We start from the raw sequence: 19,028 nt of genomic DNA on the forward strand, positions 1-19,028 counted from the left end.
CAGGCGGCGCTCTATTTCACAGCTACCAACCCGCTCGAGCCCTGCCTCCGCTCAAAGTACCATCGCCGCCACCCAGCCAAACGCAAGCAGCGGCAGGTTGTAGTGAATGAAGGTCGGCACCACGGTGTCCCAGATATGGTGATGCTGGCCATCCACGTTCAGCCCTGAAGTCGGGCCGAGGGTGGAATCCGATGCAGGCGACCCGGCGTCGCCCAGCGCCCCGGCGGTGCCCACGATGCACACAGTGGCCAGCGGGTCGAAGCCCAATTGCACGCACAGCGGCACGAAGATCGCCGCCAGGATCGGCACGGTGGAGAACGACGAGCCGATGCCCATGGTCACCAGCAGCCCCACCAGCAGCATGAGCAAGGCACCGACGCCCTTGCTGTGGTCGATCCACTGTGCCGAAGCCTCGACCAGACCGTTCACTTCACCGGTGGCCTTCATCACTTCGGCAAACCCGGACGCGGCGATCATGATGAAGCCGATCATGGCCATCATCTTCATGCCTTCGGTGAACAGGTCGTCGGTGTCCTTCCAGCGCACGATGCCCGACAGCGAGAAGATCAGAAAGCCGACCATGGCACCGATGATCATCGAGTCCAGCCACAACTGGATGATGAACGCTGCGGCAATCGCGGCGCCGGCTACCAGCAGGGTCAGGGGGTTGTAGCGGACGCTGACCTGCTCGACCTGTTCGATGCGGTCCAGGTCGTAGTCGCGCTTCTTGCGGTAGCTGACGAACACGGCCAGCAACAGCCCGGCGAGCATGCCCGCGGCCGGAATGGCCATGGCATGGGTGACGTTGACGCCACTGACATCCACGCCGGCACGGGCGACGTTGGCCAGCAGGATCTCGTTGAGGAAGATGTTGCCAAAGCCCACCGGCAGGAACATGTACGGGGTGATCAAGCCGAAGGTGATCACGCAGGCGATCAGCCGCCGGTCGATGCGCAGCCGGGTCAGCACGTACAGCAGCGGCGGTACCAACAGAGGAATGAAGGCGATATGGATAGGCAGGATGTTCTGCGAGCAGACAGCCACCACCAGCATCAGCCCGACCAGCACCCACTTGAGCGCACCCTTGTTGGCATGCCCCTGCCGGTCGACCATCGCCAAGGCGCGGTCGGCCAAGGCATGGGCCAGGCCGGATTTGGCAATGGCGACGGCAAAAGCGCCGAGCAGCGCGTAGGACAGCGCCACCGTGGCACCACCGCCCAAGCCACTGTTGAAGGCCTTGAGCGTGCCTTCGGTGCCCAGGCCGCCGACCAGGCCACCGGTCAGGGCGCCGACGATCAGGGCGATGACCACATGCACGCGGGACAGGCTCAATACCAGCATGACGCCAACCGCGGCAATGACTGCATTCATGGTGTGGTTTACCTCGTTACGACAGACGAAAAGCGAGTGCGCCGGCGACAGGCTGCATGCGGGCAGTGGCCGGGCCAGGGGATGTTGTTATGAAGGGCGCACACTCTGAAGCACACCTGGGCGCTTGTCAAAGCCGTCAAGGCCGTGACTCGTGTCAGAAGTGCCTGAAAGTAGGTTTTTTTATTGAACGCATGGATAAAGAAAAGGACCGGCTCGCCGACATAAAGGGCAGCCCCAGGCCCTGCTGCCAATCAGCCGCGACTAGACCGACTGGCACTGGCCAAGACCTCTTTACAAGGGATCCCCAAATGCCTTTGCGTCAACTTTCCATCCAGTGGAAGATCACCCTGTTGGCCGGCCTGTGCCTGGCGACCATCGTCACGGTGCTGATCGGTCTTTCGTTGTACCGCATGGATCACAGTTCGGACTTGGTCAAGGCCAGCAGCATGCAGATGCTCACCGAGTCGGCCCAGGCCCGCATCGAGTCCCAGGGCGAGGTGCAGGCCCTGGATATCCGCCGCCAGTTCATGGATGCGTACCAGTACGGCGCCGGTTTCGCCCGCCAAGTGTTGTTCCTGCGCGAACAGGCCGAAAAGCGTTTTCTCGATGCCTATGACCTGCGCGAGGACATGACCCGGCAGGTGCGCTCGGCACTGCAGGCCAACCCCGAGCTGCTCGGCCTGTCGTTGGTCTTCGAGCCTGATGCGCTGGATGGCAAGGACAGCCTGTTCAACGGCCAGGCCGAGCTGGGCAGCAACGAAACCGGGCGTTTTGCCTTGTACTGGTCGCAGCCACGCGCCGGCCAGCTGACGGCCATGGCATTGCCGGAACAGGACATGGCCAACACCGAGATCGGCCCCAGCGGCGAGCCGGCCAACACTTGGTGGGTATGCCCGCGCAGCACGCGCAAAGTGTGCGTGAGCGAGCCCTACTTCTATACCATCGATGGCCACCAGGTGCTGATGACCAGCATCGTGTTCCCATTGATCGTGGCGGACAAAGTCATCGCCACCCTCTCCATCGATATCAACCTCAACAGCCTCCAGGCCCTGAGCGAACGCGCCAGCCGAAGCCTCTACGAAGGCCGTACCACGGTCGGTATCCTCAGTCCCGCAGGCCTTCTGGCGGGCTACAGCGCCGATGCTGGCAAGCTGGCCCAGCGCTTCGACCAGGTCGACCCGGCCCAGGGTGCAGAACTGGTGCGCAAGCTGCCGGACGGCAAGCTGCAGGTCGTGCGCCATGAACAACGCCTGAAGGTGCTGGCCGCCTTCGAGCCGATCCCGGGCGGCAAGCCCTGGGGCGTGCTGCTCGATGTCCCGCAAAGCGCCCTGACCGGCCCGGCCGAAGCGCTCAAGCAGGAGCTCGACGCCCTCAATACCAGCGGCACCTTGCTCGAGCTCGGCCTTGGCCTGGCTGTCGCGATCGCAGGGCTGTTGCTGGTGTGGCTGATGGCCAGCGGTGTCACCCGACCGATTCTTGGTGTTGCGGCCATGCTCAAGGACATCGCCAGCGGCGAAGGCGACCTGACCCGTCGCCTGGCCTACGACAAGCGCGACGAACTGGGTGAGCTGGCCGGCTGGTTCAACCGCTTCCTCGACAAGCTGCAGCCGACCATCGCCGAGGTCAAACGTTCGGTACATGCCGCACGCGGTACGGCGGACCAGTCGGCAGCCATTGCCGCCCAGACCAGCGCCGGGATGGAGCAGCAGTACCGTCAGGTCGACCAGGTGGCTACCGCCTCCCATGAGATGAGTGCCACTGCCCAGGACGTGGCCCGCAGCGCTGCGCAAGCCGCCCAGGCCGCTCGCGAGGCCGACCAGGCCACCCGTGAAGGCCTGGCGGTGATCGACCGCACCACCCACAGCATCGATGCGCTGGCGGCCGACATGAGCGGCGCCATGGCCCAGGTCGAAGGCCTGGCCCAGAACAGCGAGAAGATCGGCTCGGTGCTGGAGGTGATTCGCTCGATTGCCGAACAGACCAACCTGCTGGCCCTCAATGCCGCCATCGAGGCCGCCCGGGCCGGCGAGGCCGGGCGCGGCTTCGCAGTGGTCGCCGACGAAGTACGCAACCTGGCCCGGCGTACCCAGGAGTCGGTGGAAGAAACCCGCCAAGTGATCGAGGCGCTGCAGGCCGGCACCCAGGAAGTGGTCGGCGCCATGGACAACAGCCACCGCCAGGCCCAGGGTGGCGTCGAGCAAGTCGGCCAAGCGGTGACCGCACTGCAACGCATCGGCCAGGCGGTGACGGTGATCACCGACATGAACCTGCAGATCGCCTCGGCCGCCGAAGAGCAGAGCGCAGTGGCCGAGGAGATCAACCACAATGTGGCGACCATTCGCGATGTCACCGAGTCGCTGTCCGGGCAGGCCAATGAGTCGGCACGGGTCAGCCAGTCGCTGAACGACCTGGCCAACCAGCAGCAAGGGCTGATGGACCAGTTCCGCGTCTGAGTGCCATAACCGGCCGCCTGTAGAAGCGGCGGCCGGACCTGTCTGCAATCGGGGCGCAAAGCGCCCTCTCCTTTTACAACGCACCGCGCGCCGGGTGGAACCGCCCTCCTCCCAGTAGGCGAGCTCGCCAATCGGGCCGCAATTATTCCCACCGGCACAGGCATTGCCGCAGCCTGAAGCCGTTCCCGCCGTGCCCAACCAGGGTGACGAACCTGCGTCGTCTACACTTGCCCGAACCCCGAGACTGGCGACCGAGAGGCACAGATGAAGAAGATTTCCACGCTGCTGGCCGGCCTGCTCCTTGCCGTCGGCCTGGCCAGCACCGACAGTGCCGCAGCCGACGAACGCGCGCCCATCCACTTCGGCGCCATCGGCTGGGAAAGCGGTGCGTTGACCACCGAGATCCTGCGGCTGATCGTCGAGCACGGTTACGGCTACCCCACCGACACCTTGCCGGGTAGCACTGTCAGCATGGAGGTGGCCCTGGCACGCAACGACCTGCAGGTGATCGCCGAAGAATGGGCCGGGCGCAGCCCCGCCTGGGTCAAGGCCGAGCAGGCCGGCCAGGTATTCGCGCTCGGCGATACGGTAAAGAACGCCGAGGAAGGCTGGTGGGTGCCGGCCTACGTGATCAAGGGCGACCCCGCACGCAAGCTCGCGCCGCTGGCCCCCGACCTGCGCACCGTCGATGATCTCAAGCGCTATCCTCAGGTATTTCGCGACCCAGAGGCGCCGGACAAAGGCCGCTTCCTCAACAGCCCCAGCGGCTGGACATCCGAGACGGTCAACAGCCAGAAGCTCAAGGCCTATGGCCTCGACACCCTCTACAACAATTTCCGCAGCGGCTCGGGCGCAGCCCTGGATGCGGAGATCGGCTCGGCGATCCGGCGCGGCCAGCCGGTGCTTTTCTATTACTGGAGCCCGACGCCGCTGATGGGGCGCTACGATCTGGTGCGCCTGGAGGAGCCACCTTTCGACGCAGCTGCCTGGGCCACCCTGACCGATGCCAAGCACCCGGCGCCCAAGGGCAGCCGCTCATTGCCGGCCAAGCTGTCGATCGGCGTGTCGGCGCCCTTCCGCCAGCAATACCCGGACCTGGTCGCGGTATTCGAAAAGGTCGACCTGCCGATCGACCGACTGAACAAAGCCCTGGCACGAATGAGCGAAACCCGACAGCCACCGCGTGATGCGGCCCGGGCGTTCCTGCGCGACAACCCGGCGGTGTGGAAGGCCTGGTTGCCTGCCGAGGCCGCCGCCAAGGTCGAGGGGGCGTTGTGAGCGCAGGCTTTCCCGAGGCACTGCAATTCTCTTTCGCCGCATGGGTCAACCGCCTGGTCGATTGGCTGGTGCTGCACTACGGCAACCAGCTGCGTCATGTCTCGGACCAGCTGCTGCAGGTCCTGGTAAGCCTGGAAAACGGCTTGCGCCTGCTGCCATGGTGGCTGTTACTGCTGGTAGTAGGGCTGCTCGCCTGGCATGCCAGCCGTAGCCTGCTGCGAGCGGTGGTGCTGTGCGCCTTGCTGGCGCTGATCGGTATGCTTGGGCTCTGGGACAAACTGCTGCAGACACTGGCCCTGGTACTGGTCAGCACGGGCCTGTGTGTGTTGGTGGGCGTGCCGCTGGGGATCGTACTGGCGACCCGGCCGCTAGCCCGGCGCCTGCTGTTGCCGGTGCTGGACGTGATGCAGACCTTGCCGGCATTCGTCTACCTGATCCCGGTGCTGATGCTGTTCGGCCTGGGCAAGGTGCCCGCCGTGTTCGCCACTCTGGTTTATGCCCTCCCGCCCTTGGTACGCCTGACCCAATTGGGCCTGGCACAGATCGACCCCTCGTTGCTGCAGGCCGCCCATGGCTTGGGCGCCAATCGTTGGCAGCGGTTGCGGCGCATCGCCCTACCCCTGGCGTTGCCGAGCATCATGGCCGGGTTGAACCAGTCGGTGATGATGGCGTTGTCGATGGTGGTGGTGGCCTCGATGATCGGGGCACGGGGGCTGGGCGAAGATGTGCTGGCCGGCATCCAGACGCTCAATGTCGGCCAAGGGGTCGAAGCCGGGCTGGCGATCGTCGCGCTAGCGATGGTCATCGACCGGATCAGCCAGGCGTATGGCCAGCCGGGGCGTTCATGAACCCTCGTCGCCACACAAAGGCAGCATCACACTGACCTGTAGGAGCGGGCTTGTCCCGCGATCAAGGGCGAAGCCCTTGCCATACCACCGCAGCTCCCGCAAAGCCTTATCAACGTTTCATGCAGCGTTGGTAACGCTCGTCCACCCTGCCGGCAAACCATGCAGTGGTCAGCTTGCGGGTGATCTTCGGGCTCTTGAGCTCGATCCCCGGCAACACCGCTCGCGGCATAGGTTTACCAGCCGCAGCATCGGCGAGGGCGAACACACCCTCATACAGCTCGGTGTCCTCGAACGCGAGGCTGTCGCCCTTCTCCAGCTGGTTGCGGATCTGCGTATTGCGCAAACCAAGCTTGACCCCGAGCTTGCGGGCGGCCCGTTCGGTACTGCCAGGCATGATCGAACCCGGCGCTATCAGGTCGCCGTCGAGCGCCAGCCGCTCCCCGGTCGCACGGCTCAGGGCTGCCTGGAACGCGGCATTGCGGCTGGCGTACCAGCCGGCATTGAAATCGGCGAAGCGATACAGCTGACGCTGGTAATGACTGGGGTAGCCCAGCAGGTGGGCAATACCGAAGTACATCCCACCACGGCGGGTGAACACTTCCTGGCGGATCGTCCCCGAGTGGCTGTAGGGGTAATCCCTTGCGTTGCGCTCGGCGAAGTCGATGCTCACCTGCATCGGCCCTCCGGTGCGCACCGGGTTAAGCCCACCGAGCAGGGTTCTTCCCAAGGGCAGGCCGGCGATGAAATCGTCGAACAGGCCGCTCAGTTGCTTCTCGCTGCGTACCGCGAGCAACCGTTGCTGGTAGGTTTGACCATTGGGCGATGGGGTCTTCAGCGCGCCATCGACCAGCAACCTGGGGATGTGCAGGCGCGCGGCACGGCGGTCGATTTCCTCCCGGGCGATGCGGCCCAGGTTCGGCACCTGCGGGTCTGCATTGAAGGTCGACTCCTGCTCGGTGACGGCCAGCACGGCGCATAGGTTGCTCTTACTGGGAGCGATACGCTGGGCAGCGAAGGCGACCTGGATGTCCTGAGCCCAACCGTCCCGGTCCCGGGTCGAGGCCGGCAGCAGGCGCTTGACCTGGGCCTGGACCTTGGCCGGGTCGGCCTCAGGCGCTCGCGGTGGGGTGGCACAGCCTTGCATCAGTACGAGGATGGCCAGCCCGCAAGCCACCAGCCGCCGGTCGATCATTTTCTTCAAGGCTGCTCGCCCACCAGATAAGTCTTGCTGATATGGCGGAACAATGGATGGGCGGCGCTGCCCATCCATTCGAACAGCACCATCTCACGGGTGACCACCTGGGCCCCGGCATCGCGCATGCGTGCCAGGCCCGCCGCCTTGCTGGCCGGGCTGCGGCTGTCGCAGGCATCCTCGACCACGAACACCTGCTTGCCCAGGGCCAACAGGCCGAGCACGGTCTGCAACACACAGACGTGCGTTTCCATGCCACAGACAATCACCTGCTCGCGCGCCATCAGGCTCGCCGGCAAACACTGCGCGGCCACGCAGGAAAAATGCTGTTTCTGCACCACTTCGGCGGCCGGCGCTGCTGCCAGCAGCTCGGCCAGGGTATGCCCCAGGCCCTTGGGATACTGCTCGGAAATCACCGTGGGCACTTCCAGTTCGGCGGTCGCGGCCAGCAACCAACGGGCCCGCGCCCGCGTGCCCTCCGGGTCGCTCATGGCACCTATGAGTTTTTCCTGGATATCGACGACCAGCAGCGTGGCCTTGTGAGAATCGATCAGCATTGACTGCCCCTTGCCTGGGAACGTAGCGGCCTGCCGTAGGCCACGAAGGCTACTAGGCTGGCCGAGGCGAGGGGGTGGCGTCAATCATGCGCAACGCCGATAGGCGCCGAGGGCGTTGGCCAGCACGGCCAGAACACGGTCTTCATGCTCGTGGATGAAGAAATGCCCGCCGGGGAATACCTCCAGGGAAAAGTCGCCCACCGTCTCCTGGCGCCAGGCCAGCAATTGTTCCTGGCTGGCCCGGTCGTCCTCGCCACCGAGCACATGCAGCGGGCAGCGTAGCAAGGGGCGGTGGCGGTAGGTATATCGGCCACATAGCAGGAAGTCGGCGCGCAGGACCGGCAAGGTCAGGCTCATCAGCTCCTGGTTGGCCAGCACTTCCTCCGGGGTACCCTGCAAGTCACGCAGTTCTGCGATCAGAGCGTGATCAGGCCTGGGCTCGCGCCAGTGGCCGGCCTCGTAGTCTTCCCGGCGAGTCGGCGCCGCGGTGCCACAGGCGAACAGCGCCAGCGGCGGCGGGCAACCCACGGCCTGCAGTTCATGGGCGAGCTCGAAGGCCAGCAACGCCCCCAGGCTATGGCCGAGCAAGGCATAAGGCGCGTTGGCCTGCAGGCGCTGTTCGGTGGCCAGTTGCCGGGCCAGGGCCTGCATGTCGGTCTGCAGCGGCTCGCCCAGGCGCGCACCACGCCCGGGCAGCTCCACCGGGCATACTCGCAACCAGGCCGGCACCTTGCGGCGCCAGCGGCTGTAGACCATGGCGCTGGCGCCGGAATAAGGCAGGCACAACAGGTTCACCTCGGTCACCGGCAACGCCTCATTGCGCCTGGGTCTGCGCCATCTTCTGACGCAGGCTCAGCGGACGCATGTCGGTCCAGACTTCATCGATATAGGCCAGGCACTCCTGCTTGAAACCGCTCTTGCCCACCGCGCGCCAGCCGTTGGGGATGGCCTTGTAGTCCGGCCAGATGGAATATTGCTCTTCGTGGTTGACCACTACCTGGAACACGATATCGTCGCGGTCGAATACGGACGTCATTGCCTGTCTCCTTGAATGTTGAAGGCCGATGCGCGGTGCGCAAGGCGGCTCTCCATCAAACGAAGGGCGAGCGGGAAAAATTAATCGCCTGCCTTTGCAAGCGGCGCCGATGGTGGCATAGATCGAGCTTCCCTTAATGGAGCGTTTTCTCATGCTCGGCGTAACCGACTACGGCGCATTCGTCGTTGCCTTCCTCATCCTGCTGGCCATTCCGGGGCCCGGCAACTTCGCCCTGATCACGGCCACCGGCAAAGGCGGTATCAAGGCTGGCCTGGCCGCCACCTGTGGGGTGATCCTGGGCGATCAGGTGCTGATGTGGCTGGCGGTGGCCGGGGTCGCCACGCTGCTGGCCGCCTACCCCGCCGCTTTCCACGTGGTGCAGTGGGTGGGGGCGGCCTACCTGGCCTGGCTCGGCCTGCGCATGGTGTTGAGCAAGCCTGGCGCAGCCCCGCGGGAAAGCCGCATGGCCAATGGGCATTACCTGCGCCAGACCATGATGATCACCTTGCTCAACCCCAAGGCGATCATGTTCTACATGGCGTTCTTTCCGTTGTTCGTGGACCCGGTGCATCACCAGGGCGTGGTCACCTTCGCTTTCATGGCGGTCACCGTGGCGGCACTGACTTTTCTCTATGGTTTGGTTGCGGTGGTGCTGACCCATCACCTGGCCGAGCGCATGCGTGCCAACCCACGCATCAGCAACCTCCTCGAGCGCCTGGCAGGCGCCTGCCTGGTGGGGTTCGGCATCAAGCTGGCGGCGATGCGCTGAGGTTCAAGCGTCACGCAACAGGTCGTGGGCATCGAGCAGGCGGAAGGCAACCTGCGGGTTACGCTCCAGCCCACGACGGATCGCGGCGGGGATCGACTGGCGCGTCTTGCGGCACAGCCCCGGTTGTTCGTCCAGTTCGATGACGATGCCGCGCATGGTGCGCACTTCGTTGTAGCCCGGCGCGATACGCACCCGGATGCCCAGTTGCTCGTACAGGCGCACCTGCAGGCGCTGCAGGTCTTCCAGGTCCTTGAGGTTTTCCAGGCGCTCGAGCAGGCGTTTTTCCTCCTGGCGGGTCAGCAACAGGATACGTTGCGCCTGAGGCGGCCCTTCGTGCAGCCGCTCGCGCCCACAATTGCAGGCGCCCGGCGGACAGGGTTGGCGAAGGGGTAACTGGGTGCTGGTCATGGAGCAAGCATAGATCTTTCCCTGTCCAAGTTCATGAGGCAGGGATCGCCTGGATGAAAACGCCAATGACGTGCCGCACTTTTCCGGCAAGCGGTGGTCTACCCCCTCTTTTGCCGAGTTGCAATCGATTGCCGGCCGTTATTCGCAGTGCACAAGGCAGGGCCAAAAGCCCTGCGCTTGTGTAGGATGAGCAGCGCAACCTAGGCGCTGCCAGTTCATAGGGAGATCTTCATGCGCGTCCTGTCATCCGTTGCCCGTCTTGCCGTCCTGTCGCTGGGCCTGGTGGCGTGCGCCAATGCCCTGGCCTTCAGTGGCGAAGAGGGGCAACTGATCGAGTCGATCAACGCCTACCGCAGCCAGGCCCAGCGTTGCGGCGGGGAGGCTTCGCTGGAGTTGCCCCCTCTCAACAGCGACACCCGCCTGGCCTTGTCGCCAGAAGGCACCCGCGACCTGCAGCAGGCCATGACCCGCGCCGCCTATCCGATGGTCAACGTACAAGCCATCAGCCTGTCCGGCCCACGCGATGCCCAGGCCGCAATGCGTGCCATCGAGGAAAGCTTCTGCCAGGTGGTGCTCGACCCGCAGTTCGTCGATATCGGGGTCAGCCAGGAGGGCCGTGACTGGCGTATCGTCCTCGCCCGCCCGTTGCTCAGCGGGCGCCTGGGCGACTGGCAGGCCGAAGGGCAGAAACTGTTGCAGGAAATCAATGCCGCACGCAAGGTACCGCGCCAGTGTGGCGGCCAACCCTTCGCAGCGGCGCCGGCGTTGGGCTGGAACGCCACCTTGGCTGGAGTTGCCGCCAACCATACCCGAGCGATGGCCAACCAGAACTTCTTCGACCACCTGGACCGCGACGGGCGCACCCCAGGTGATCGCGCAGAGCTTGCCGGCTACCTGTACCAGCAAATCGGCGAAACCATTGCCGCCGGGCGCGACACGCCACGCAAGGTCGTGGACGGCTGGCTGGCAAGCCCCGGCCATTGCGCCATCCTGATGAACCCTGAATTTCGCGAGCTCGGCGCCGCCTATGCCGTGGACCCGAAGAGCGACGCCGGGATCTACTGGACAGGCGTGTTCGCCTCGCCGCAATGACTTTTGCGGGCATGATGAGGCCTGTGAGCGCGCGCCGCCCGCGCGGCGCATCGAGCGCTGCGCTCGATCTCACCGCCCCCGCGGCTGCCGCGGCAACCCCTGCCGCAACGCCAACGCTGTACAACCAAACCGTCGCCGTACGCACTTGCCCAGGTAGCTGGCATCTCCCAACCCCACCTCATCGGCAATCTGCGCCAGGCTGTGGCTTGTGTTGATCAATCGCCAGCGCGCCTGCTGCAGGCGCAGCTCCTGCCACCAGGCCTTGGCGCTCATCCCGTGGCTGGCCTGGAACTGGCGGTCTAACTGGCGGCGGCTGATGCCAAGCTCGGCCGCCAATTGCTCGATCGACAGCGAGGCGCCCAAGTGATGGCGCATCAGCGCAGTGGCACGCTGGACCTGACGCCCCTGCTGCCCTGCCCCGGCGTCCAGCGAACGCAAGGCATGACGGCTGTCTCGGGTCTCGTCCACCAGCATGTCAGCCAGGCCCTTGAGTGCACGGGCTCGCCCGCAGGCCCGTGACAGCAGCTCCACGGCCAGGTCGATGGCTGCGGTCCCGCCGGCACAGCTGATACGTGCACCATCGAAACAGTACAGCTGTTCGCGTTGCACCTGCAGGTGAGGGAACGCTGCGCGAAATTCAGCTTCGTGCCGCCAATGCACCACGACTTTGTGGCCATCGAGCAGGCCGCAGGCGGCCAGGAGAAACGCTGCGTTATCGACGCAAACCAGCTTCACTCCAGCTCGCACAGCACGTTTGAGCAGTGCCCGGTAAGACGGCGCCAGGGCAGCCGTTGCAGCGGCACTGCGCCCGCCGAACAGCACCAGGTAATCGTAGCCCTTGAACGCCACCTGCTGCGCGATCACGTCCACCTGTACCACTGCACCGCTGCTTGAGGACACGGGCTGCGCGTCCAGGCCCAACAATGCCCAACTGCAATAACGCTGGCGGCTGTAATCCTCATCGTCGGCGCTGAAACGCAACTTGTCGAGGAAGGCGCCGAACGGCAGCAAGGCGAATTCCGGCAGGGGAAGGATCAACAGTCGGATATCGGGTGTCATTGAAAAACACGTCCAGAAAACACCATGGAATGTCCGAATATTACCCTTCAAACGACGCTTCGTGCTCTAGACTGGCGCCCGTCCCTACCCTAAGGCGCTGCTCATGGCATTGGATACCTGGCTTCTCTATCTGCTGGCCAGCATAGGCCTGTCGTTGACCCCCGGTCCGAACAGCCTGCTGGCCCTGACCCATGGCGCGCTCTATGGCGCCCGCCGCACGTTGTTCACCATCGTAGGTGGCGTGTTCGGCTTCAGCGCCCTGATCGCCCTGGCCATGTTCGGCCTGAGCGCCTTGCTGCACACCTCGGCCTCGTTGCTGCAGGTGCTCAAGTGGGTTGGCGGGGCCTATCTGCTATGGCTGGGCATCCAACTCTGGCGCAGCCCGGCCATGCGTCTGGAACTGGCCGTAGGCAGCCCACGCGTGGGCAATGGTGGCTTGTTCCGCCAGGGTTTCCTCTGCGCCGTGGCCAACCCCAAGGTACTGCTGTTCTACGGCGCCTTCCTGCCGCAATTCATCGACCCGCAACGCGGGCTGGCGATTCAGTTCTTGATCATGGCCGCAACGTTCGTCAGCGTGGAGTTTCTCGTCGAGTACCTGCTGGCGCGCCTGGCCCTGGGCGTACGCCCCTGGCTGACCAAGGGCGGGCGCGGCTTCAACCGCTGCTGCGGGACATTGTTCGCATTGATCGGCGTGGCCTTGCCGTTGGGGCGCTGACGCCGAACGGCACGCAGGGCAGCCCATTATCGGTTTTGAGCTACAGGGCTTTCAGCCAAGTAGCCCAAGAATGTCAGCTAATGGCTGTATCGTTGGTAGGGCATGCGGCCGACACTCGTCTTCTACGCGGTTGACCTCCAACCGGCTCCAGAAACCGACGAGACCTCACGATGCGCCCTCTGGCCTATATCCTCGGCGCGCTGGCCCTGAGTAGCCAGGTACACGCCACCAGCACCCCACCCCTTTCCGACACCCAGCCAGCATTTGCCGAAGCGCCTGTGGGCGACTTGAGCCAACGGGGCGCCAAGGCCGCCCGCGAACTGAACGCCTGGTTCGCTGCAACACCCGACGATTGCGGCGGCCCCGACAAACCCGCGCACCTGTGCAGCGGCCTGATGCTCCGTGCGACCGACACCAACCCGAACTTCCTGCCTTGGGATCCAAGCCCCGGGGCCATCGCGCTGGGTGGCGTGTCCTTCTCCTGGCTAAGGCGCGACCATACGTTCGCCAGGACCTGGGAAAACTGGAACGGTTTCATTTTCTATCCCGGCCACGCCACGCCACCCGATAGGCTCGACAGCATCAAGGTGCTCTGCTCGTTCCCGATCAATGCCGATACGTGGCAACGCCCTGACCTGCAAGGCTGCGGCCCGATGCCGGACGCCCCCGAACTGACCGACACCTGCCAGAACCTCAACATCCACAGCGCGTCGGACTGGTTGACCAAATATTCAAAGACTGCGACCACCAACAAGGTTTGCGGCTGGGACATTCGCGAAGGGCGAGAGGCGACCGCCGCCTGGTTCAAGGCGTCGATCGACGCGCATCAGGGCCTTACGGGCCTTGCCTGGGAAACCTTCGACGAATTGATGCTTTCCAGCTGGCGAACCGGCGACGGCGCCCAACTGCCGCTGCATTCATTTTTCTACCCAGCGCGAAGCCTGGAATCCAGAGCCAAGGCACGCATCGACCAGACGCGCTATTTCGAACAATACGGGCAGACACTGCCGCTCATACGCCTGGCCTTTCCACAGGACCGACACGCAACCACCGTAATCAGCTTCCTCGAGGCGGACCAGGCGGTGGGCCTGTCGGCACCTCGCCTGGAAGTGGATTTCGAAGACATTCCCCCTGGATCACCTGCGGACCTGGTTTCAGGCGGTATGGGCTTCGCCGCCATCGCCTCCGAGCTGATCGAGATCCAGGATTCGAACCTTGGCAGCCCGCTGATCACGGGTAACTACCTGGTCGTAGACAACCTGCTGGACTTCCCCGTGGACCCGAACGGCAATCATACCGGCACGCGAACGGTCGAATTTTCCTGGGGTTGCAACAGCTATTGCAGCGTCACCGAGCTCACCAGCGGTCGTGAGACGGTGCTGGTGGAGGCTGAAACGGTGGGGCCTATGCGCTTCGGGCGCCACACCGTGTCGGTGACGGCCCCTGAAGTGATTCGCCTGACGAGCAGCATGGAGGACGGTTCACGCATTGTGCTGGACAACCTGACCATCGACTGACCGAGAGGCGGCCTGTGACTGTAGGCGGTAGAAGCGCCACGGCAGCAGAACCGCAGCCACCGCCAGGCCACAGGCAAAGCCGACCCACACGCCGACAGCGCCCAACGGCGAATGAAACGCCAGGCCAAAGCTCAACGGCAACGCCAGCAGCCAGTAGCTGACCAGCGTTACCCCCACCGGCCAGCGGTAATCCTGCAAGCCGCGCAAGGCGCCCAAGGCGGTGGATTGCAGACCATCGGCCACCTGCATGGCCGCCACGACCACGAACATCGGCACGGCGATAGCGATGACCTGCGGGTCATCGCTCATGGCCTCGGCGATACGCCGGCCGAACAACGCCAGCAGCAGGGTGCTGGCAACCATCCAGGCTGTCACGCTGGTGAACGTGGCGCTGCCGATGGCGTTGATCCGCGCATTTTCACCGCGCCCCTGAGCCTGGCTGATACGGATGCTCACCGCAGCGGCCATGCCCAGAGGCAGCATGTACAACAACGAGCCGATCGACTGCACGATCTGGTTGGCAGCCAACGCCGCGGAGCCCAACCATCCCAGCATCCAGGCGGCGATCACCACCGCACCGGCTTCGGCCAGGTAACCCAGGCCCAGCGGCCAGCCCTCGTTCAACAATGTGCGCCAGGCCAACTGCTTTCCGCGTGCCGGGCACCGATAGACCGCCAACGACGGCGCCAGCCACCAGTAGGTGAATGCCAGCAGCACTGCCAGGGATTCGGCCAATACGCTGGCAATGCCGGCGCCCAGCAACCCCAGCGCCGGCAAGCCGAAATGGCCATGGATCAAGGCATAGCTCAGGGGAACGTTGAACACCACGGCGCTCATCACGATCACCACTGCCACCCAGGGCCGACCAATGGCTTCCAGTACGTCCTTGAACACCACCGCCAGGCAGAACGGGATCAGGAACACAGCCATTGCCTGCCAATAAGGCGTGAGCAACTGCTCATCCGGCAACGGTACGCCCGCCCATTGCAACACCGGCAGGAGGGCGAGCATGGCCAGGCAGCCCAGGATACCTGCCAGTAACCCGTAGCCCAGGCCGGCGCGCAACGTTCGCGCCACGGCAGCGGTATCACCGGCACCGAAGGCATGCCCCACGCGCACGCTGAGGGTGGCGAGCATCCCGTACAAGCCAGCATGGAAGATCAAGCCGGTACTGGCGGCGAGCGATACACAGGCCAGCACCACCGTCCCGAGCGAAGCGAGCATCAGCGTATCGGTCAGGCTGATCAGCTCACTGGCAGAAAGGCCAAGCACCAAAGGAAGGGCCAGACGCAACAGGGCGGGGAGCTCATCCGGCCAAGTGGTTTTTCGGCGCTGAAGCGTTGCAGACATGACACGAACCTCTATTTACATACGCTACGTATGCTAATAGTTGTTAATTACATACGCAACGTATGTTAATTTCAGCGCATCGTATTCAGCCGGACGCTATCCATGCCCGTTACCCGCCGCAGCCGCGCTGCCATGAGCGCAGAGACCACAGAACGATTGATCGCCGTCGCGCGCCGCCAGTTCGCGGAGAAAGGCTTTGCAGCAGTGGTCATGGACGACTTGTGTGCCGAAGCCGACCTGACCCGTGGCGCCCTGCACCACCACTTCGGCGGCAAGGCCGGCCTGTTCACGGCGGTGGTGACCGCATTGCTCGATGAGATCAACCTGGCCCTGGATGAACGCTTCGCCACCCACAGCGATCCCTGGGACGGTTACCTCGACACCTGTCTGTATTACTACGACCTGCTCCACGACCCCGCCCTGCGCCGCATCCTCCTGCAAGATGCCCCGGCAGTGCTCGGCCCACGGCTGCGCGAACTGGAAGAGCAAAGCTATATAGGGCCAATGGTCGAAGGGCTGGCGCAGCTGCAACGAGCCGGCGTGCTGCGGGACTTCGACCCGGTCGCCATGGCGCACCTGATCAATGGTGCCATGGGTGAGAGTGGCATGTGGGTGGTCGCCCAGGACGACCCCCAAGCGGCGGCAGAACAGGTCAAAGGGGCTTTGAAGTGCCTGATGGAGGGGTTGCGCCGCTGATTTCCAGCCAATGCGACCATTGTTCAAAACCATGAATTAGCGCCAGCTTTCCAGCGAAAATCTATTTTTTCATCGCCTGTTCGTGACAAAACCGGGTCATATCCCCTGCGACAATTCGCCTCGAAAAATTATGTACTAACTTGTTAATTATCTTTTGAAAGGCCTAAACTGCGCACCGTCCCACCTGCGAGAACACTGGCAATGTCACAATCACCTCGCGCCCCTGGCGCTTCAACTTTCCTCCTGGTCGGCCTGGGCGTGGTCATCGCCCTGCTCGGCCTCCTCCTGGCCGCTGGCGGCGTCAAACTGGCGGGGCTGGGAGGCTCTTGGTACTTCCTGGTCGGCGGCTTGGCCATGGCTATTTCCGGCGTGCTCATCGCACGGCGCAAGCCGGCAGGCGCCTGGCTGTTCGCTGCATTCTTGATCGGTACGGCTATCTGGGCCGTGCTCGATGCGGGCCTGGTGTTCTGGCCGCTGTTCTCGCGGCTGTTCATGTTCGCAGCCATCGGCCTGGTGGTTGCGCTGGTGTACCCGGTACTGATGCGCGCCAATGGTGGCAAGGCCGGTCCAGGCGCATACCGCGTGGCGGCGGTACTGGCCGTTACGTTGGCGGTTGCTGCCGGCAACATGTTCGTCGCCCACCCAAGCGTTGCCCCGACCGGCAAGGGCCCGGGCCTGACTCCCGTCGAGCCGGCCAAGGCGCAGAAAGACTGGGCCCACTATGGCAACACCGAAGGCGGCAGCCGTTTCGCCGCGCTGGACCAGATCAACCGCGACAATGTCGACAAGCTGCAGGTCGCCTGGACCTACCGCACAGGCGATGTGGCGCTGAGCGACGGCAACGGCGCCGAAGACCAACTGACACCGCTGCAGGTGGGTGACAAGGTGTTCGTCTGCACCCCGCACAACAACCTCATCGCATTGGATGCCGACACCGGCAAGGAAATCTGGAAGCACGCGATCAATGCCCAGTCCAAAGTCTGGCAGCGTTGCCGCGGCATGGCCTACTTCGACGCCACCGCACCGATCGCCCAGCCCACCCAACCCGACAGCTCGCCAATTGCCACTGCTCATGTACCGGCCGGCGCGAACTGCCAGCGCCGGCTGTTGACCAATACCATCGATGGCCGGTTGATCGCGGTCGACGCCGACAGCGGCGGATTCTGCGAAGGTTTCGGCGACAATGGTCAGGTCGACCTGAAGGAGGGCCTGGGCGATGTCCCGGACTCGTACTACCAGCTCTCCTCCGCCCCGCTGATGGCGGGCACCACCGTGGTGGTCGGCGGTCGTGTGGCCGACAACGTCCAGACCGATATGCCAGGCGGTGTCATCCGTGGTTTCGATGTGATCACCGGGCAAATGCGCTGGGCCTTCGACCCCGGCAACCCGCAGCAGCGTAACGCGCCGCAAGGCGACGCCACCTACGTGCGCAGCACGCCCAACAGCTGGGCGCCGATGTCCTACGACCCCTCGATGAATACCGTCTTCCTGCCGATGGGCAGTTCTTCCACCGACATCTATGGTGTCGAGCGCAGCCGGTTGGACCACACCTACGGCGCTTCGGTACTGGCCCTGGACGCCAGCACAGGCGATCAGAAATGGGGGTTCCAGACCGTGCACAACGACCTGTGGGACTTCGACCTGCCGATGCAGCCGAGCCTGATCGACTTCACCCGGGACGATGGCAAGACCGTCCCGGCCGTGGTAATCGGCACCAAGGCCGGCCAGATCTACGTACTGGACCGCGCCACCGGTGCGCCGCTGACCCAGGTCGACGAAGTACCGGTCAAGCCAGGCAACATCCCCAACGAGCCGTATTCGCCGACCCAACCGAAGTCTGTCGGCATGCCACAGATCGGCGCACAGACCCTCACCGAGTCGGATATGTGGGGTGCCACCCCCTATGACCAGCTGCTGTGCCGCATCGACTTCAAGCAGATGCGCTATGACGGCTTGTACACTGCGCCGGGCACCGATCTGTCGCTGAGCTTCCCCGGCTCGCTGGGCGGCATGAACTGGGGCAGCATTTCCACCGATCCGGTGCATGGCTTCATCTTCGTCAACGACATGCGCCTGGGTCTGTGGATCCAGATGATCCCGTCGCAGAACAAAGGCCAGGCCGCCTCCGGGGGTGAAGCGCTGAACACCGGCATGGGCGCCGTGCCGCTCAAGGGTACCCCTTACGCGGTGAACAAGAACCGCTTCCTGTCGGTGGCCGGTATCCCTTGCCAGGCGCCGCCGTTCGGCACCCTTACTGCCATCGACATGAAGACCCGTCAGGTGGCCTGGCAGGTACCGGTGGGCACCGTCGAAGACACCGGCCCCCTCGGTATCCGCATGCACCTGCCGATCAAGATCGGCCTGCCGACCCTCGGCGGCACCCTGTCCACCCAAGGCGGCCTGGTGTTCATCGCCGGCACCCAGGACTTCTACCTGCGCGCCTACGACAGCAGCAACGGCAACGAGATCTGGAAGGCTCGCCTGCCCGTGGGCAGCCAGGGCGGCCCGATGACCTACGTCTCGCCCAAGACCGGCAAGCAGTACGTGGTGGTTACGGCAGGCGGTGCGCGGCAGTCCACCGACCGTGGCGACTATGTGATGGCCTACGCCTTGCCATAGATCACCGCCCCAATCGCCGGCAAGCCGGCTCCCACAACGTCTGTGCGCCACCTGAAACAGTGGAATCT

General features: G+C 64.3%; 17 protein-coding genes and 1 pseudogene. 10 read left to right on the forward strand and 8 right to left on the reverse strand.

Annotation, left to right across the window (positions count from 1 at the left end):
- Window positions 1-51: 51 nt before the first annotated feature.
- On the reverse strand, window positions 52-1,371 hold the full coding sequence (locus AC1MHZ_RS21395; protein ID WP_084856955.1) for a Na+/H+ antiporter family protein: 1,320 nt from the start codon (window positions 1,369-1,371) through the stop codon (window positions 52-54).
- A 629-nt stretch (window positions 1,372-2,000) separates the two neighbouring features.
- Here AC1MHZ_RS21395 and AC1MHZ_RS21400 point away from each other — a divergent pair.
- From AC1MHZ_RS21400 to AC1MHZ_RS21415, 4 genes and pseudogenes are all read left to right on the forward strand, one after another.
- Window positions 2,001-2,966: pseudogene (locus tag AC1MHZ_RS21400) on the forward strand (methyl-accepting chemotaxis protein); the annotation flags it as partial.
- 102 nt (window positions 2,967-3,068) lie between these two features.
- Entirely contained in the window at window positions 3,069-3,824 is a 756-nt protein-coding gene (locus tag AC1MHZ_RS21405; RefSeq protein WP_416768064.1) for a methyl-accepting chemotaxis protein, read from the forward strand.
- Window positions 3,825-4,088: 264 nt separating this feature from the next.
- Window positions 4,089-5,102: an ABC transporter substrate-binding protein gene (locus AC1MHZ_RS21410; protein ID WP_084856951.1), complete on the forward strand. Its 1,014-nt coding sequence runs from the start codon at window positions 4,089-4,091 to the stop codon at window positions 5,100-5,102.
- The gene (locus AC1MHZ_RS21415) at window positions 5,099-5,950 is read left to right on the forward strand and encodes an ABC transporter permease (protein ID WP_084856949.1); all 852 of its coding nucleotides are present in this window, start codon (window positions 5,099-5,101) and stop codon (window positions 5,948-5,950) included. The genes AC1MHZ_RS21410 and AC1MHZ_RS21415 overlap by 4 nt, the downstream gene beginning before the upstream one ends.
- 109 nt (window positions 5,951-6,059) lie before the next feature.
- On the opposite strand, the gene AC1MHZ_RS21420 is transcribed toward AC1MHZ_RS21415, so the two are convergent.
- The 4 genes from AC1MHZ_RS21420 to AC1MHZ_RS21435 all read right to left on the reverse strand — a co-directional run bounded on the left by AC1MHZ_RS21420 (window position 6,060) and on the right by AC1MHZ_RS21435 (window position 8,735).
- Window positions 6,060-7,142, reverse strand: a complete 1,083-nt coding sequence (locus tag AC1MHZ_RS21420; RefSeq protein ID WP_084856947.1) for a DUF1615 domain-containing protein — start codon at window positions 7,140-7,142, stop codon at window positions 6,060-6,062.
- A 5-nt stretch (window positions 7,143-7,147) separates the two neighbouring features.
- Entirely contained in the window at window positions 7,148-7,699 is a 552-nt protein-coding gene (locus AC1MHZ_RS21425) for a hydrolase (protein ID WP_084856946.1), read from the reverse strand.
- A gap of 84 nt (window positions 7,700-7,783) precedes the next feature.
- Window positions 7,784-8,503, reverse strand: a complete 720-nt coding sequence (locus tag AC1MHZ_RS21430) for a thioesterase II family protein (protein WP_324812057.1) — start codon at window positions 8,501-8,503, stop codon at window positions 7,784-7,786.
- A 10-nt stretch (window positions 8,504-8,513) separates the two neighbouring features.
- On the reverse strand, window positions 8,514-8,735 hold the full coding sequence (locus tag AC1MHZ_RS21435) for an MbtH family protein (protein WP_196166767.1): 222 nt from the start codon (window positions 8,733-8,735) through the stop codon (window positions 8,514-8,516).
- A 151-nt stretch (window positions 8,736-8,886) separates the two neighbouring features.
- On the opposite strand from AC1MHZ_RS21435, the gene AC1MHZ_RS21440 reads away from it, so the two are divergent.
- The gene (locus AC1MHZ_RS21440) at window positions 8,887-9,504 is read left to right on the forward strand and encodes a LysE family transporter (RefSeq protein ID WP_084856940.1); all 618 of its coding nucleotides are present in this window, start codon (window positions 8,887-8,889) and stop codon (window positions 9,502-9,504) included.
- 3 nt (window positions 9,505-9,507) lie between these two features.
- Here the strand turns inward: AC1MHZ_RS21440 and AC1MHZ_RS21445 are convergent, their stop codons facing one another.
- Window positions 9,508-9,912 (reverse strand): hypothetical protein, encoded by a 405-nt coding sequence (locus tag AC1MHZ_RS21445; RefSeq protein ID WP_084856938.1) that lies wholly within the window; start codon window positions 9,910-9,912, stop codon window positions 9,508-9,510.
- A gap of 231 nt (window positions 9,913-10,143) precedes the next feature.
- Here AC1MHZ_RS21445 and AC1MHZ_RS21450 point away from each other — a divergent pair, with 231 nt between their 5' ends.
- On the forward strand, window positions 10,144-11,004 hold the full coding sequence (locus AC1MHZ_RS21450; RefSeq protein WP_084856936.1) for a CAP domain-containing protein: 861 nt from the start codon (window positions 10,144-10,146) through the stop codon (window positions 11,002-11,004).
- Window positions 11,005-11,073: 69 nt separating this feature from the next.
- On the opposite strand, the gene AC1MHZ_RS21455 is transcribed toward AC1MHZ_RS21450, so the two are convergent.
- Window positions 11,074-12,063 (reverse strand): GlxA family transcriptional regulator, encoded by a 990-nt coding sequence (locus AC1MHZ_RS21455; protein WP_324812069.1) that lies wholly within the window; start codon window positions 12,061-12,063, stop codon window positions 11,074-11,076.
- Window positions 12,064-12,166: 103 nt separating this feature from the next.
- Here AC1MHZ_RS21455 and AC1MHZ_RS21460 point away from each other — a divergent pair, with 103 nt between their 5' ends.
- Together AC1MHZ_RS21460 and AC1MHZ_RS21465 are read left to right on the forward strand one after the other, a co-directional pair.
- Entirely contained in the window at window positions 12,167-12,778 is a 612-nt protein-coding gene (locus AC1MHZ_RS21460) for a LysE family translocator (RefSeq protein ID WP_084856932.1), read from the forward strand.
- A gap of 170 nt (window positions 12,779-12,948) precedes the next feature.
- Entirely contained in the window at window positions 12,949-14,295 is a 1,347-nt protein-coding gene (locus AC1MHZ_RS21465; RefSeq protein WP_084856931.1) for a hypothetical protein, read from the forward strand.
- Here the strand turns inward: AC1MHZ_RS21465 and AC1MHZ_RS21470 are convergent.
- Window positions 14,260-15,645 (reverse strand): MATE family efflux transporter, encoded by a 1,386-nt coding sequence (locus AC1MHZ_RS21470; protein WP_482966897.1) that lies wholly within the window; start codon window positions 15,643-15,645, stop codon window positions 14,260-14,262. The genes AC1MHZ_RS21465 and AC1MHZ_RS21470 overlap by 36 nt on opposite strands.
- A 102-nt stretch (window positions 15,646-15,747) precedes the next feature.
- Here AC1MHZ_RS21470 and AC1MHZ_RS21475 point away from each other — a divergent pair, with 102 nt between their 5' ends.
- On the forward strand, window positions 15,748-16,341 hold the full coding sequence (locus tag AC1MHZ_RS21475) for a TetR/AcrR family transcriptional regulator (RefSeq protein ID WP_084856927.1): 594 nt from the start codon (window positions 15,748-15,750) through the stop codon (window positions 16,339-16,341).
- A gap of 201 nt (window positions 16,342-16,542) precedes the next feature.
- A complete protein-coding gene (locus AC1MHZ_RS21480; RefSeq protein WP_482966898.1) occupies window positions 16,543-18,960 on the forward strand; it encodes a glucose/quinate/shikimate family membrane-bound PQQ-dependent dehydrogenase in 2,418 nt (805 codons plus the stop codon).
- The last annotated feature ends 68 nt before the right edge of the window (window positions 18,961-19,028 follow it).

Source organism: Pseudomonas sp. FA-1 (assembly GCF_056856075.1).

Bases quoted from the DNA above. Each gene is read 5' to 3' on its own strand.
- AC1MHZ_RS21395 (WP_084856955.1), bottom strand. From the start codon at position 1,371: ATGAATGCAGTCATTGCCGCGGTTGGCGTCATGCTGGTATTGAGCCTG.
- AC1MHZ_RS21405 (WP_416768064.1), top strand. From the start codon at position 3,069: ATGGAGCAGCAGTACCGTCAGGTCGACCAGGTGGCTACCGCCTCCCAT.
- AC1MHZ_RS21410 (WP_084856951.1), top strand. From the start codon at position 4,089: ATGAAGAAGATTTCCACGCTGCTGGCCGGCCTGCTCCTTGCCGTCGGC.
- AC1MHZ_RS21420 (WP_084856947.1), bottom strand. From the start codon at position 7,142: ATGATCGACCGGCGGCTGGTGGCTTGCGGGCTGGCCATCCTCGTACTG.
- AC1MHZ_RS21425 (WP_084856946.1), bottom strand. From the start codon at position 7,699: ATGCTGATCGATTCTCACAAGGCCACGCTGCTGGTCGTCGATATCCAG.
- AC1MHZ_RS21435 (WP_196166767.1), bottom strand. From the start codon at position 8,735: ATGACGTCCGTATTCGACCGCGACGATATCGTGTTCCAGGTAGTGGTC.
- AC1MHZ_RS21440 (WP_084856940.1), top strand. From the start codon at position 8,887: ATGCTCGGCGTAACCGACTACGGCGCATTCGTCGTTGCCTTCCTCATC.
- AC1MHZ_RS21445 (WP_084856938.1), bottom strand. From the start codon at position 9,912: ATGACCAGCACCCAGTTACCCCTTCGCCAACCCTGTCCGCCGGGCGCC.
- AC1MHZ_RS21450 (WP_084856936.1), top strand. From the start codon at position 10,144: ATGCGCGTCCTGTCATCCGTTGCCCGTCTTGCCGTCCTGTCGCTGGGC.
- AC1MHZ_RS21455 (WP_324812069.1), bottom strand. From the start codon at position 12,063: ATGACACCCGATATCCGACTGTTGATCCTTCCCCTGCCGGAATTCGCC.
- AC1MHZ_RS21460 (WP_084856932.1), top strand. From the start codon at position 12,167: ATGGCATTGGATACCTGGCTTCTCTATCTGCTGGCCAGCATAGGCCTG.
- AC1MHZ_RS21465 (WP_084856931.1), top strand. From the start codon at position 12,949: ATGCGCCCTCTGGCCTATATCCTCGGCGCGCTGGCCCTGAGTAGCCAG.
- AC1MHZ_RS21470 (WP_482966897.1), bottom strand. From the start codon at position 15,645: ATGTCTGCAACGCTTCAGCGCCGAAAAACCACTTGGCCGGATGAGCTC.
- AC1MHZ_RS21475 (WP_084856927.1), top strand. From the start codon at position 15,748: ATGCCCGTTACCCGCCGCAGCCGCGCTGCCATGAGCGCAGAGACCACA.
- AC1MHZ_RS21480 (WP_482966898.1), top strand. From the start codon at position 16,543: ATGTCACAATCACCTCGCGCCCCTGGCGCTTCAACTTTCCTCCTGGTC.